Source organism: Tenacibaculum sp. TB-53 (assembly GCF_059716285.2).
The window spans coordinates 1193959-1209094 of sequence record NZ_CM202790.1; the positions used below are offsets into that span (position 1 = coordinate 1193959).

Below are 15136 nucleotides of genomic sequence, written 5' to 3' on the forward strand. Positions count from 1 at the left end.
CAACAAAAACATCTTCAAACCGTAGTAAATTTATACTATTAAACAATTAAAACTTTGTAAATCATGGCTTTTAAAAAGTTATATCAACACTATAATAAAAATGGCTTGACATTAAAAAATAGATTTTTAATGGCTCCCATGACACGTTCTAGAAGCTCACAGCCTGGTGATATTCCTAATGAACTAATGGCTGAATATTACGGACAGAGAACTTCAGCAGGAATAATTATATCTGAAGCTACTCAAGTTTCATTGCAAGGAAAAGGCTACGCTAAAACACCCGGAATTTACACACAAGAACAAGTTGAAGGTTGGAAATTAATTACTGATGAAGTCCATAAAAAAGGAAGTAAAATATTTTTACAACTATGGCATGTTGGTCGCGTATCTAGTTCTAAAGTAAACGGATTACAACCTATTGCTCCTTCTAAAAAGACAGCCAAAGACACCAATGTTTATATTTTTAATGGAGCCCCTAATGGTGATGCTACTTTTGTTACTGTAGAAGAACCTAGGGCAATGACAAAAGCAGACATTAATCAAGTAATTGAAGAATTTAAAACAGGAGCTAAAAATGCTATTGAAGCAGGTTTTGATGGTGTTGAAATTCACGGAGCCAATGGATACTTAATTGACCAATTTTTAAGAAGTAATTCTAACCAACGAACCGACGAATATGGGGGAACTAAAGATAATAGAGTTCGATTACTAACCGAAATCACTCAAGCAGTTGCTCAGGAAATTGGTCATGAAAAAACCGGAGTTCGCCTCTCCCCTTTTATTAGTTTTAAAGACATGAACGATCCTGAAATATTAGACACTATAATGATTGCGACTCAAGAACTTGAAAACATTGGAATTACTTATTTACATCTATGTGAAGCAGATTGGGATGATGCTCCTGAAATTCCTAATGAATTTAGAGAGAACCTACGTAAAACATTTAGCAAAACTATTATTGCTACAGGAAATAAAACACCTGAACAAGGAGAAGATTTATTAGAAAAAGGACTGGTTGATTTAATTGGGTTTGGACGCAATTTTTTAACGAACCCCGATTATCCGATAAGAGTAAAACTAAATGCTCCATTAAACAAAATTACTAATACTAATACGTTATTTGGTGGTGGGGATGCTAGAGGATATACAGATTATCCTTTTTTAAAACAAGGAAGCATGGATACTATTGAAGAAAAATAAAGCCTGAAGCTACCAGCTCCCTAGCCTGGAGTTGGGGCTTACCCAAAACTTTATAAGTAGTAATTATACACAATACTTTGTTTTCTATTTGTTCGAAACTATTGTATAAAATTATTCAAAAACAATTTCTATATCTTGTGTTAAGGGAAGACTTTGACAACTTAAAATATATCCTTCTTTAACATCTTCTTCAGATAAAGTAAGATTCTTTTTCATAAAAACTTCTCCTTTGTTCAATTTACACATACAGCTAGAACATACTCCTCCTTCACATGAATATGGAGGATTATAATTATTATCTAACATGGCGCGTAATATAGTTTTACCCTTTGGAATATGTATGTTTATTTCTTCTCCATCTAAACTAGCAGTTAAATGAGCATTATCGATGACTTCTGTAGTTTCTTCTAATCTTCCTCCTCCAAAGCTTTCAATAAGAATTCGAGTATCTGGAACATCCATACTCTGTAATACTTTTTGAGTATTTTCTATCATAGTACCAGATCCACAGATAAAATATTCTGCATTCTGCGCATAGGGAGAAATTATATTACTTTCTGTATCTGGAAGTAGATTCATTTTTTTTCAAATTTACAACGGTTAACTACGCTTATAAAACAGATTACTTTCTACTTACACTTGTTTATACTTTTACAAGCAATTAAATTAAAAAACAAAAGATGGGATTATACATTACTAGCGGAGCACTTGCTAGCTTTAAAGAAATGGATGAAGAAGCTTTTAAACATTATTCTTCAGTATTTAAAGATGTTAACAAACTACTAGAATTAAATGGGCTTACACCTTACGAAGAACCAACTGAATTAGAAGGTGGTTCTTTAGAACTTGGTGGGTTTTCTTACGATTTTATTCATCACTTAAGGCGTTTTTATGCTTATTGTGCCGAATATGAAGATTGGACTCCTATTCCATTTAGCCCTAACAGTGAGCCTTGTGAAGATTCTATTATAGATGATCATGCATCAGGCCTTACTTGTCATCTTATATGTCATTCAGATTGTACAGGTTTTTATGTTCCTGTAGATTTTATCGATATTGTTTTTGATAATGATGAAATTCCTATTGATGGTGCAATGATTGGTTCGTCATACACTCTATTTAAGGAATTAAAATTTATAGCAAATAAGCTTAATATTCAACTAGATGAAGACGATACTATTGTAAATATTGAAGCTGTAAATAAATCAATAAACGCAGAAGAAGATTTTTGGAAAGAAAAACTAGTTTGGTGTGAGTTGTTCAAAGCTGCAAAACATAGTATTCACAACAAAGCAGCTATAGTTTTTCATTAAAAACATCAACAATTAATAAAACACATCTCATAAATGGAAAGAGAGATTATAATACAGTTACAAGAAAAAAAATATCAATCTTTAGGTAAACTTACCACAAGTAAAATTATTGATCTTTTTATTGAAAGCGAAAACGAAGCTTTACTCCATAAATTTCAAGGTCAATTTTATCCGTATCGTCATTATGATATTAATGCAACACTAACAAAAGCTTTAAAAGGAATAGACAAGCAAAAAATTATTGATGCTTATTTTCACGCCTCTAGATTAGGTATTATTACAAAAGTAAAAGAAAACAATTACCCTCTTTTCTTAAAAGGAATTGAAAAAACACTATCGTCTCTTGGTGAGGGATATAATATTAATGTTTTAAGACCTAGTACGGTATATGTACTCTTTGGAGTGAACTCACTAAATGATATAGAAAACCTATACAATACAAAGTATAGCGAGTTTTTAGAAAACTTAAAATTTGTTATCAAGGTGAACTCATATACTAGCTATCCTAGTTTACGAAAAAAACTAAAAGCATCTCTTTTTTTAGAGAATGAAATACTCTTAAAAAGAGCTCAAAAAATAACGCCTTTCTTTAATGAGTTCAATTTTGAAACAGCGGGAGCTTTAGTATTACTATTAACAGACCCTTCAATAAAATCGAAGCAAGTTCTTTTAGAGTGTCATAAAAGAGAGTTATCTAGAGAAACTGTTTGGGTTCTTGGTAGTTTTTATAAAGATTTTAAAACTTCCGAAGCAAACAAGTTACTTCTTAACGATTTATACAATAAATATCCTACAAAATGGATTAACGAATATTATAACACTATTTACTAACCGTTTTATAAGTATTTTTGCCTAATGGATTCACTCACACAAATTGTTCTTGGGGCAGCTGTTGGAGAAGCTGTATTAGGTAAAAAAGTAGGAAACAAAGCAATGCTTTATGGTGCCATCGCTGGTACTATTCCAGACTTAGATGTTTATGTTGGTAAGCTTTTTGACACTGTTACTGCTCTAGAAATACACAGAGGTTTTACACATTCTGTATTTTTTGCAATTGTTTTCGGGTGGATTTTTGGTTGGCTTATCTCTTTATATGAAAAAAATGCCTCCACTAAAGAATGGGCTCTACTTATGTTTTGGGGATTTATAACACATCCAATTCTAGACGCACATACCACTTGGGGAACTCAACTTTTTTGGCCACTCGATTTGCGGTTAGCTTTTAAAAATATATTTGTTATTGACCCTTTATACACATTACCTTTCTTAGTATTTCTACTAATGGCAATGTTTCAACGTAAAGGGACAGCTAAAAGAACAAAGTATAACAATTTAGGACTAATTATTAGTAGCTCTTACATGGCAATTACTCTTGTTATTAAAGGAATCACTTATACTAAATTTTCACACGCTTTAAAAGAACAAGGGATTTCTTATAAAGAAATAGAAACCAAACCTACGCCTTTTAACACCATTTTATGGTCTGCAAATGTTGAAACAGATGATGCTTATCTAATAGGTTATTATTCTTTTTTTGATACTAAACCAATTGAATTTTATTCCTACCCTAAAAATCATCATTTATTAGACGATTATAAAAATAATGTTTCAATAAAACGACTTATTAAAATTACCAAAGGTTGGTATACAATTTCAGAAAAGAATAATTTAATTTATTTAAATGATTTACGCTTTGGGTTATTAAGCGTAGCTCCTAATTTTCAGCAGTTTGCTTTTAGCTTTCAAATAACAAAAAAGCAAAATAAAATAGTTATAAACGAAGTACCTAGAAATCGTGAAAAAGCTAAACAATTATTAACAGATCTTTGGGTTAGAATTCAAGGAAATTAATTGATAAATCATAGTTTATACCGTAAATTTGCCATTATATTATAATTGCAGAATAACTCTGGTTTGAGACAAAAATATTTTCACTTTTTTTCTATCATTTTTTTAGTTCTTACTCAATTTGCATTTATTACTGCATTATTGTTTGAGCATAAAAATACTTTTACAATACTATCGTTAACAACACTTATTACTACACTTATAATTTATAGTTACATAAAGTTTTTTAAAATTAAAAGAGTAGATTTTGAGCCATTCTATGTAATAATTTTTGTTATAATTGGAGCTATACTTACAAGTTACTTACATCTTTTCACTAAATTAAATTCTGTTTTTGCAGCAACACTTATTGGTACAGTTGCTTCTTTTTTACCTGATTTAAATAAAAAGTCGAAGGTTTTACAAAATATTCCCAATGCTATGTATTGTGGTTGTTTTGTAGGAATGTCACAAAAAAACGTTGCTATTGATTATAGCCTTATAATTATTGCAGGTATCATAGCGGGTATTTTTTTTATACTCTCTAAAAACCTTTTTAATGGAGTTGGTGGTAAACTGGGTACTCTTGCCTTTGGTAGTGTAGTTATTTCATCGTTATTTCTTTTAATTCTTTCATAGTGCTTACCACCATATCAATATATTTAACAAGCATACTTGGGGCTTTTTTAACGTTTTTAGTAAGTACAAAATACAAACAGGGTCCTGTAAGAGCTTCTGCTCTACTCACTCTTTTTGTTGCTAGTACATGTTCTCTTTTTTCTGAGTTATTTTCTGAAGATATAGCCAATCAAATTCCTTGGGTATTTTTTGGTGCTTCTTTTGTTGGTATGACCTCTAGTAAACTTACTCGTAACTATACTTCAATTATTTTTGCAGGAATTGTTTTTGGATTTATCTATACGGTTAGTCCTACTTTTTTTAATGGTTATGGAGGCGCATTAGGTACAGCCGCTTGTATTTCTATATTAGTTGTTATTGGAATGAACAATCTTATCCGACTTTTAAAAGCTTCAAAAAAGAAAAAAGGCTTATTGAAAAAACTTTAATTTTAATAAGGTACTTTTGCCTTGTAAATTGTTGCTTTCTTTTTAGAAGTTATTTTATAAATACTTCCTGCTTTTAAGAGGGCTGATTGTCCCTTTTTTAAATTTAAAACAGATTTTGTTTCTACTATTTCTATCTCTCCATCAATGACTATTAAAATTTCTACTGATCTAGATTTTGCCTTGTATACTTGACTTTCTGCAATATTAATTTTACTCAATTCAAAATCTTTTGCTTCTGTCTCATACACTCTTTCTAAATTATCTTTTTTCAAACAACCATACAAAACTTCTGGATTTGTTTCTTCAAAAACAATATTCTTTAATAGCTCAGCAACATCTACATGTTTTTTTGTTAAACCTCCTCTTAAAACATTATCTGAATTAGCCATTAATTCTATATTTTGGCCTTCTAAATAAGCATGGGGTACTCCCTCTTTTTGGAAAACAGCTTCTCCTTTATTTAATTTCATTATGTTAAAAAAGTATATAGAAAAAATTCCTCTATCTAGTTTTTTATTATTTGTAGATTCATCAACAACTTTTGCTGCCCAAAAGTCAGGACTATTTTTATCTAATTTTTTGTTCTTATATAATGGAGTAATTCTATCTATTAAAGGTTTTAATATTTCATATACTTCTTCATTTGATTTTTCCATCACATTTTTATATAAGCCAAAATATCCTTCTTCTTTAAATATATTAACTAACTTTTTAAATTCTGGTGTTTCTTCTAATCTTGTTATTAATTTACTTTTGGGTAAGAAACCGTGTAATAACCAAAATTCACTCAAAGCAACCATAATTTCCGGCTTGTGATTATCATCTTTATAGTTTCTGTAAGGTGCTGTTAATGGAATTCCTAAAATATTTTCTTCCTTAAATCCTTTTTCTGCATTTTTTTTTGAAGGATGAACCTGAATTGACAATGTCTTTTTTACATCTAACACTTTAAATAAAAAAGGTAATCTTCCGTATTTTCTTGCTACTCTTTTACCTAAACATTTTTTTAAGTTTCTTTTTAAAAAATTATCTAAAGTTTGATTTCCAACAGATGTTTTTATTATAGATGGGGCTTTTCTGTGTGCTCCTAACCAGTACTCTGCTATTTTTTTTCCGTCGTTTTTTCTTTTTAACAACTTTGTGATATAATTATCACCTCCCCAATCATAATTTTGAATCTGCCCTGTAAGCGCTAATAAATTAAATGTTTGTGTAGCTTCATTAATCATATCTTAATATTTTAATAGTTACTTGCTAAATCTTTTTATTTATACTTGCTTAGTTATTCAAGGTTATTGAAAATTCTTCCATTTTCATTTTACCAATTAGCGTTGAGTCTTTCTTTTTTTTTACTCTGTAATTCCATGCTATTTGACCTAATTGACCTATTATTTTTATAGAATCTTTCATAGAAAGCTTAGACCCGTCTGCATGTATCCATCTTTTTAAAGGTTTTTCACACATCATTTCTCTTGCTTTTTCAATTTTAAAATGCTTTTTAATTCTTAAAAAAATCTCTACATCAAATAACCATTTTGTAATAAACTTTTCTTTAAATGCGATATCAATTACATCTCTATGAAAAATTTTAGCTCCACATTGTGTATCTTTAAAATCCATTGATAATATTTTTCTTATAATAAAATTAATGGTAAGACTAATTATTTTTCTAGCAGATTCTTTTGTTATATTAGCCCCCATTCTAGTAATTCTTGATCCACTAACTATTTTAAAGTTAGATTTTTCAATTGTAGAAACTAAGTCATCAAAATCTAACAAGTCTGTAGATAAGTCTGCATCTAAAAAACCTATATAATCTAAATCTTTAAAGTTTGCCATGTGTAGCATTCCTTGTCTAACAGCCTCTGCTTTACCTCCATTTTTTTCGCAATTGTATATTGTTATAAAATCTTCTCTTCCTTTTCTCAAATTATTTAGCACGTCTAAAGTTTTATCTGTACTTCCATCATTTACAAAACATAAGTGATACCCTGAATTCTCGTCAATAAAACTGGTAAACTCTTTACTTAGTAGTCTTTTCTCCTCATTGTAACAAGGTATTACTACCCCAACACATCTTTCTTTAATGATAAGATTATTTTGTTTTTCTATACTTACTATATTTTCAGGAGCCCCTATTAGCCTTTTCACTCTAACACAAATTTCATTTAAGCTTAATGGCTTTTTCATGTAATCATCAATTCCTAAATCAAAACCTTTAGTTATCATTTTATCATCTGTATTTCCTGATAATACAATTACTGATGTAGACGGTTTTTTAGAGTTTCTTATATAATCTATAACCTCCATACCCGATATTGTTGGCATATTCATGTCTACTATAACTAAGTCTGGTTGAAATGAATCATACAATTTCATACCTTCAAAAGCATTCGTTTCAGTTTTTACATCATAACCTAACTCTAACAATCTCTTCTTTAGGGGGATTAATATTAGCTTTTGATCATCTATAGCTAGTATTTTCATAATTAAATTTTTAACAGTTATTTGATCCAAAAATAGCTATGTATCTTTTTTTTAATGACTTACAACACTTAAAGGGATGTTTTCTTTAGACGAATGGTAGTTTACTTTAGTTAAACAAAAAATATTATATCTTTAAATCGTTTATATTTACAATAACAAAAGCTAACTATATAAATTTCAATGAGAAAGGAATCAAACAAACTTTTAATATTAGCGCTTCTTTTGGGTATAGCTTTTCATGGTTCTTTTATCTTTTTTACCCTAGAAAACACATATGATGCTCTAATACATTTGTTTTTTGCAGAGCATTATGCAAGTAATTGGTTTGAGCCTTGGAACTACAAATGGTATACTGGATTTACGGTAATGAGCTACCCACCTCTGGTACATCAATCAATTGCTGCTTTGTCGTATATAGGAGGATTAAAATTTGGGCTTTTTACTGTAGCTATAATAGGCGTTATACTTTTTATTTCTGGTGCATATCGTTTTTCTCTACTTATAACTGCTAATAAAAAAATAGCTGGTTATGCAGCAATTACAGCTGCTCTTTCTTCTTCTTTTTTAGAAACACTACATATTTTTGGACAATTACCCAGTATTATTGGTGTTTCTGTTTTAATGCATGCTTTACCCGAGATTTATTTGTGGTTAAAAACAAAAAAATATAAATATTTACTTACATCTCTTTCTTTAATTTCAGTTACTGTAACCTCGCATCATGTTACTCCTATTTTTGGAATGGTATTTTTTATTTTACCTTTAATAGGAATGGTTATTATGGATGTTTGTTTTGATGAAGTTAAATCGTATAAGAAAATTACATTTAAATTATTCTTAGTTAAATTTAAATCTCAGTTTAAGTATAATATCCTTTTTATAATTTTAGCTCTAGTAATCATAGTAGGGTGCTTACTACCTTACTGGATTAACTCTAAAAAAAATCCTATTACACAAATTCCAATACCACATGGTTCTAGAGATAATTTTCTAGAAGTTACATCTTCTGGTTTGGTTTTTTTTATGATTCCTTGGGGAATACTTTTAGTTTTTCTTCCTTATTTTTTTTATAGATATTTTAGTAAGCGTTTTTTATTTATTGGTATTTCTTTTACTATGCTTTTTATTTTAGGAACAGGAGGTACTACCCCAGTTCCTTTAAAACTTTTGGGCGAAAATGCTTTTAATATTTTAACCTTAGATAGGTTTACCCTATGGGCTTCTATTATGGCAATACCACTTTTTGGAGAAATAACCTATCACTTTATACATGGTGATTTAAAAAACGTTATTCATAAAAAATTAGGAAGAATTTACCACCGTTTACTTGCAGGATTAATAGCCTCTTTATTTTTATTTACCATTATTTTTACAATGAGTCTTGGCTATTTTAGACCATCACAGCCTCAAAAAATAAAAATGTTGCCTATTATTAACTTTCTAAACCAAGATCAACACGACCAATGGCGTTATCTTACACTTGGTTTTGGAGATCAAATGGCATGGTTATCTGCTCAAACAAACGCTATGACTGTAGATGGAAATTATCATTCTGCAAGACGTTTACCAGAACTTACAACAAGGCCTATAGAACGACTTGAAAATTCAAAATTCAAAGGTATTGCCGGTATTGGATCGCTTCAACAGTTTTTAACAACTCCAGAAAAGTATAATTTAAAATATATTTTTTCTAATGATAAATTTTATGATCCCATCTTATATTTCTGTGGTTGGCAAAGATTATCTCCTTTAGAAAACGGTATAATAGTTTGGGAAAAATTAAACATTCCACCTCTCTCTTCTATTTTACCAAAAGAAGATGTAGCTATATGGCAAAAATTACTTTGGGGAACAGTTCCTTTTCTAACTGTTATTTTCGCTTTACTTTTAAATGTCAAGAGTTTATTTAACAAGCACATAAAAATGAGAAAGAATACTTACGTGCTATGTATTGAAGCCTATAAAAATTACTCTGGATTTACAAAAAAAGTATTACCCTTTGCTCATATATGGTTACTGTTTTTAACTGTTATTTCTTTTTTTGGTATGTATAAATTTTATCTTGAAAACAATACACAGCAATCGCCCGAAAACCTTGTAATATCTTATTATGATGCTTTAGATTTTAAACAATTTGAAAAAGCTTACAACCTTATTAATCCAAAAAGTAATATTTCAATAGCACAATATATGTTAGAAGTCTCTGTTACTGATGGTTTATTAAGCTCTTATGCTAAACTAGACGCTTTAAATACTGTTGTTACTAAAAAAACAGATAGCTTAGCTACTATAACTGTGCATACAAAATGGATTACACCTTTAGAAAAAATTAATAAAACAGATTATAAAACGGCTATTAAACTAAACGGTAAATGGTTTTTACAACCTGATGTAATTGATTTTGATTTACCTCCTGATCAACTTTACTCAAATAATAAAACAGGATATTTTAATCAAGGAAGAAAAAGAATTACAACTGAACAAACTCACCATGAAGATGTTTTAAAACAACCTGTTTTAGAAATCGTTACAGCTAAGCTCGTGAAATTTGATAATCATTATGCTATTATTGGTGAAATACAAAACATAGATAATGTACCTGCAGATGTTGTTATTAAAGGTACTTTATATAATGATTCGAATAAAAAATTAGCTACTTATAATGCAAAGTATCATATAAAACATAAACTAATGCCTAAAGAGATTAGTTCTTTTAGGATTAATTTTGAAGGTATAGCCTGGTCCAAAACACTTGATTCCATACCAAAAACATTTAATCCTGATGAGTTTACACCTATTGAGTTTGAAGAGCAACCTACTAAATTCAATTTACAAGCAGCTGGAAATGTTTCTAATTCTGATTTATATAAAGACCTTGCCTTAAGTGAGCTTATTATAGAAGAAAAAAACATAAAAGGAACATTGTTTAACAGTGGAATTCAAGAGATTACCGTACCTCAATTAATCATTACATACTATAATAAAGATAAAAAAATAGCTTGGGTAGATCATTTATTTATTAAAAGTGGCATTAGACAACAACGCAAAAAACATTTTAATTATAAATTGTTAGAAGATAAAAAAATCATATTTATTAATGATGATATGCAAAATTGTTTTGTTAATGGACTTCCCAACGAAGAAATCTCTAACAAATTGATTCCAAATAGGGTTAAAAATCACGCTTTTTCAGAATTGCAAAAAATTTCACACCCTAAATATAAATATGTAAAAATTGAAATGAATAACTTTATAGGAAATCCAAAGTAACGATGTTTAAAAAGAAGTTTTTTTTTAGTATCACATGCTTATTTATTAGTTGTGTAAACGCACAATACAATGAAAGTAATAATACAACTTTAAAGTTATTATCCACAAAAAAAGAGTTTTTAGCAGGAACTTTAATTCAACTAAAGTTTAATACTCATAAATCTACAAAATACAAACTATATTGCGCTAATAGTTATGGTAGCACTATAATTACCCCCTCTAAAAAAGATTCTTTAATCTTTGATATTCCAATGTTTTTAAGCAAAAAAAAAGGTATCATTAACTGGTCACTCATTAATACTGAAAAAGTACTTTCTGGTAAGATTACTATAATTGCACAAAATAAACCTACATTTATAGAAACCTACTTAGGTCCCCCTAGTATAGAAGCAGGTGGAAAAGATTATGCAATGATTGTTACCATACCAACAGATATATTGGACAATCCTCTAAAAAAAAACACCCCTATTACAATAAATCAACAATTTTTAACAGATACCCAAAAAGAAAAAGTATTTACTAAAAACTTAATCGCATACAAAAACATATACTCTCCTACAAAAAGCGGTAGAGTTTTAATTTCTTCAAACTGTTTTAAATTACACTCTAAGGAATATGATATTAATATAATGCCTGCAATTCCTGTTAATTTTAACGTTTTTGCTAAAAGACATCACAAGTATGCAGATGGAAATCAAATTACAACCTTATATACATCACAATTAAAAGACACTAATGATAATATTATAAGTGATGGTAGTTTTGTAGATTTTTTTATTACTAATAGTAAAGGAAATGTATTGAAAACATCAGGTACTACTATCAACGGTATTGCTACTGCAAAAATAGTTCATCCAGATTATGAAGATCAATGGTCTGTAAAAGCTTATGTTATTGGAATTGCTGAAAGTGATAGGATAATATTAGATTATAAAAAGGCTATTAAAAATTATATAGTTTCTTTTACTGAAAAGAATCGAACTATTAGTATAGGACCATTACAAAGTTTTATGGGGCAAATGATACCTGATGGATTAAAGGTTAAAGTTTCACTATACCAAAACAACATCTTGATACAAGAATTCATCAAAGAAACACAAAATGGTTATGTATATTTTAACTTAAACCCTAATATTTTACCAAAAGGGATATATAAAATAACTACTGACGCTGCTGGTATTTACAAAGAATTTAAAAACATAGAACTATGGTAGGTATAGATAAAAACATAATGCGTTCATCTTTAATAATATTTTACATTATTATTATTTCTATGCTCCTTTTTTTAATTAGCTCTTTATACAGTTACCTTAACACAGGTGCTGATAGAAGTAAAATATTACACACCGAATTAAAAGATATTCGTAATTACATACCTAAAATAACCTGGGTAAAAGATGGAAATGAAGGTAGAATTATGGATACACAAACCTTAACTGAAATTGAAAAAGATTATTTAGATGGTTGGTATGTTAAACATATTGCTTATAAATCTAATCTTACTACAGGTATAAACGATTATTACACTAAAAATGCTCGTAAAAATATACAGAATATCATTAAATATAACGATTCCCTAAACATTACAATAGACGCTACAACTCTAAAACATAATCCTGATATTGTTTTTTTTAGTGAAGACGGACAATTAGCTGTTTTAGAAGATAAAAATGTTTTAGAGTATAAAAGAATAATTAAAAATAAATATAATATTCATGAAACTACAGAGTTTTCAAACTATAAAGCCATTTTGTTACTTGAAGATGGTTTTTGGCGTATAAGACATTTTGTTAAAGAAGGTTCATCTTCTTTTCAAGAAGATTTAAAGAAAACAAATCTAGAATATACTAATATTAAAGGTATTAATTATTACCCTCAAGCTACTCCATGGAGCATGTTTGGTGATAATTTTGAATTAAAAATTATTGAAGAAGACTTTAATATTATAAAAAGAGCAAATTTAAATACTATTAGGATATTTGTTCCTTATGACGATTTCGGGAAGGAAAATGTGGATGAAAACAAATTAAAAAAACTCAATTTACTATTAAATTTAGCTGATAAAAAAGGAATAAAGGTAATTGTTACTCTGTTTGATTTTTATGGAAATTACGATGTGCTAGATTGGACTTTTACCTTCAAACATGCTGAGAAAATTGTTTCAAAATTTAAAAACCATAATGCCATTTTAGCATGGGATTTAAAAAATGAACCTAATTTAGATTTTAAATCCAGAGGGAAAGAAAACGTTATTCCTTGGTTAGAACATTTATTATACTTGGTTAAATCCATTGATACAAAACACCCTGTAACTATTGGCTGGTCAAACACTGAAAGTGCTCACCTTTTAAGTGATAAATTAGATTTTATTTCTTTCCATTATTATGATAATTTAGAAATGTTTGAGAAAAAGTATAAAAAGTTAAAATCTAATTTGCCTAACAAACCCATTGTTTTAGGAGAGTTTGGTATGTCTTCATATAGTGGTATATGGAATTTTTTTGAGGGGTCTGAAAAAAAACAAGCTGAATATTTTAAAAACATGCAGCATATTTTAACAACAAACAATATTCCTTTTCTTTCTTGGACTTTATACGATTTTAGTAAAATACCAAAGGGCGTTGTAGGTAAACGCCCTTGGAGAGTAAACCCACAAAAAAAATTCGGGTTTATTAAAAATAATGGGGAAAAGAAACCTTCTTTTAAATATATTTCTAAACAGTAGAATTGGTTACTAAGTTTTTTGATGTTATTTTTTTTGTTTCTATAATTTTAGAAAACTCTTCAAGATATAAACTTGCTATTCTTTCCATAGGATATTTTGTTGCCGCCTTATAATTTGTTTTACCTAATTCTACCCTATAATTTTCATCTATTACGATTGCTTCTATTGCTTTAGCTAAACTTGTTACACTTTCTGGTTCGAAGAATTCACCTTTATAACCTTCATCTTTTACAAGCAATGCTAAATCTCCTAAATTAGGCATTACAACTGCTTTTCCATAACTACCAGCTTGATGTAAAACTCCAGAACTGCCTGTTGTAGAGGTATAAGGAAAAACTACTACAGCACTTTCTTTAAATAAATTTTCTACTTCATTTTCTTCTACATATCCTGTGAAAACAATCTGAGATACATTTTTATATTTTTCCTTTACTCCTTCTAAATACCCTTTTACATTCGGATTATCAGTACCAGCTATAACTATTTCTAAATTCAATCCTGTTGTACTTCTCACTACTTCAACTGCTTCAATCATAGCCTCTACTTTTTTGTAAGTTCCAAATTTTCCAAAAGTCATTATTTTCATGGGACCTTTTGGCAACTCGTAACATGGTTTTTTTGGAATTTCAAATGTACCATGAGGTATTAACTTTACATTCTTAACTTTATATTTTTCTTTTAAAATCACTGCATATTTTTCAATAGTTACAGCTACAGTATCTGATTGTAAAATTAGCCTTGTTAAACAAGTACCAATAAAGTTATAAGTTTTTTGTAAAAGCTTATTAGAAGTAAAACCTGCGCTCTTTAAATCTACCTGCTCTAAAATATTATGTAACAAAGTTATTGTTGGTATTTTTTTTAGTTTACAAACCAGTGGTAAAGTTAAGCCTAAAGCTGCAGGAATTTTCTTGTCTCCAAACTTCATAAATTGTAGGTTAAATAATATAGCATCTGGCTTTACTTGATTAATAGCTTTAGTTACTGTTATAATATTAAATAAACTATTAAATTTCCAACATTCTTTTACTGTTACTTTGCAGCCATTTTCAATAAAACTAACATCTTTTATTTCTTTGGTTGTATCTGTTAACAATATAAGCTCCGTTACTTCTTGTTTTTGTCTAAAGTTTTTAACTAAATGATATGCATATTCATTTAACGTTACTTTACTTGGTGGATATGCTGTTACAATTGCTAGTCTCATGGTTAGTATTGTTTAATTTACATTTCAAAGATCCTACAAA

Annotated in this window: 13 protein-coding genes; 9 read left to right on the forward strand and 4 right to left on the reverse strand. The window is 28.9% G+C overall.

Annotated elements, in window-relative coordinates:
* Window positions 1-63 precede the first annotated feature (63 nt).
* Window positions 64-1200, forward strand: coding sequence for an alkene reductase (locus AC3VJB_RS05395; RefSeq protein ID WP_167713715.1), 1137 nt, complete (start codon window positions 64-66; stop codon window positions 1198-1200).
* 111 nt (window positions 1201-1311) lie between these two features.
* Here the strand turns inward: AC3VJB_RS05395 and AC3VJB_RS05400 are convergent, their stop codons facing one another.
* A complete protein-coding gene (locus AC3VJB_RS05400) occupies window positions 1312-1779 on the reverse strand; it encodes a 2Fe-2S iron-sulfur cluster-binding protein (protein ID WP_159616550.1) in 468 nt (155 codons plus the stop codon).
* Window positions 1780-1880: 101 nt separating this feature from the next.
* Here AC3VJB_RS05400 and AC3VJB_RS05405 point away from each other — a divergent pair, with 101 nt between their 5' ends.
* The 5 genes from AC3VJB_RS05405 to AC3VJB_RS05425 all read left to right on the forward strand — a co-directional run bounded on the left by AC3VJB_RS05405 (window position 1881) and on the right by AC3VJB_RS05425 (window position 5407).
* Window positions 1881-2513 (forward strand): putative DNA-mimic protein, encoded by a 633-nt coding sequence (locus AC3VJB_RS05405; protein ID WP_167713714.1) that lies wholly within the window; start codon window positions 1881-1883, stop codon window positions 2511-2513.
* A 33-nt stretch (window positions 2514-2546) separates the two neighbouring features.
* Window positions 2547-3344, forward strand: a complete 798-nt coding sequence (locus tag AC3VJB_RS05410; protein ID WP_167713713.1) for a hypothetical protein — start codon at window positions 2547-2549, stop codon at window positions 3342-3344.
* Between the two features lie 24 nt (window positions 3345-3368).
* Window positions 3369-4364, forward strand: coding sequence for a metal-dependent hydrolase (locus tag AC3VJB_RS05415; protein WP_167713712.1), 996 nt, complete (start codon window positions 3369-3371; stop codon window positions 4362-4364).
* Between the two features lie 63 nt (window positions 4365-4427).
* Window positions 4428-4979 (forward strand): hypothetical protein, encoded by a 552-nt coding sequence (locus AC3VJB_RS05420; RefSeq protein WP_047789155.1) that lies wholly within the window; start codon window positions 4428-4430, stop codon window positions 4977-4979.
* On the forward strand, window positions 4979-5407 hold the full coding sequence (locus tag AC3VJB_RS05425; RefSeq protein WP_047788954.1) for a hypothetical protein: 429 nt from the start codon (window positions 4979-4981) through the stop codon (window positions 5405-5407). The genes AC3VJB_RS05420 and AC3VJB_RS05425 overlap by 1 nt, the downstream gene beginning before the upstream one ends.
* 2 nt (window positions 5408-5409) lie before the next feature.
* Here the strand turns inward: AC3VJB_RS05425 and manA are convergent, their stop codons facing one another.
* Both manA and AC3VJB_RS05435 read right to left on the reverse strand, forming a co-directional pair.
* Complete coding sequence (manA, locus tag AC3VJB_RS05430) at window positions 5410-6636, reverse strand: mannose-6-phosphate isomerase, class I (protein ID WP_159491294.1); 1227 nt, start codon at window positions 6634-6636, stop codon at window positions 5410-5412.
* Between the two features lie 49 nt (window positions 6637-6685).
* Window positions 6686-7894: a response regulator gene (locus AC3VJB_RS05435; protein ID WP_159491296.1), complete on the reverse strand. Its 1209-nt coding sequence runs from the start codon at window positions 7892-7894 to the stop codon at window positions 6686-6688.
* 180 nt (window positions 7895-8074) lie between these two features.
* Here AC3VJB_RS05435 and AC3VJB_RS05440 point away from each other — a divergent pair, with 180 nt between their 5' ends.
* The 3 genes from AC3VJB_RS05440 to AC3VJB_RS05450 are packed head-to-tail and all read left to right on the forward strand — an operon-like array spanning window position 8075 to window position 13889.
* Entirely contained in the window at window positions 8075-11164 is a 3090-nt protein-coding gene (locus AC3VJB_RS05440; protein ID WP_047788957.1) for a putative glycosyltransferase family protein, read from the forward strand.
* Between the two features lie 2 nt (window positions 11165-11166).
* On the forward strand, window positions 11167-12378 hold the full coding sequence (locus tag AC3VJB_RS05445; protein WP_047788958.1) for an Ig-like domain-containing protein: 1212 nt from the start codon (window positions 11167-11169) through the stop codon (window positions 12376-12378).
* The gene (locus AC3VJB_RS05450) at window positions 12372-13889 is read left to right on the forward strand and encodes a cellulase family glycosylhydrolase (RefSeq protein WP_047788959.1); all 1518 of its coding nucleotides are present in this window, start codon (window positions 12372-12374) and stop codon (window positions 13887-13889) included. Before AC3VJB_RS05445 ends, AC3VJB_RS05450 begins: the two co-directional genes overlap by 7 nt.
* Here the strand turns inward: AC3VJB_RS05450 and AC3VJB_RS05455 are convergent.
* On the reverse strand, window positions 13879-15096 hold the full coding sequence (locus AC3VJB_RS05455; protein ID WP_047788960.1) for a glycosyltransferase: 1218 nt from the start codon (window positions 15094-15096) through the stop codon (window positions 13879-13881). The two genes, AC3VJB_RS05450 and AC3VJB_RS05455, sit on opposite strands and share 11 nt — an antisense overlap.
* Window positions 15097-15136: the final 40 nt, after the last annotated feature.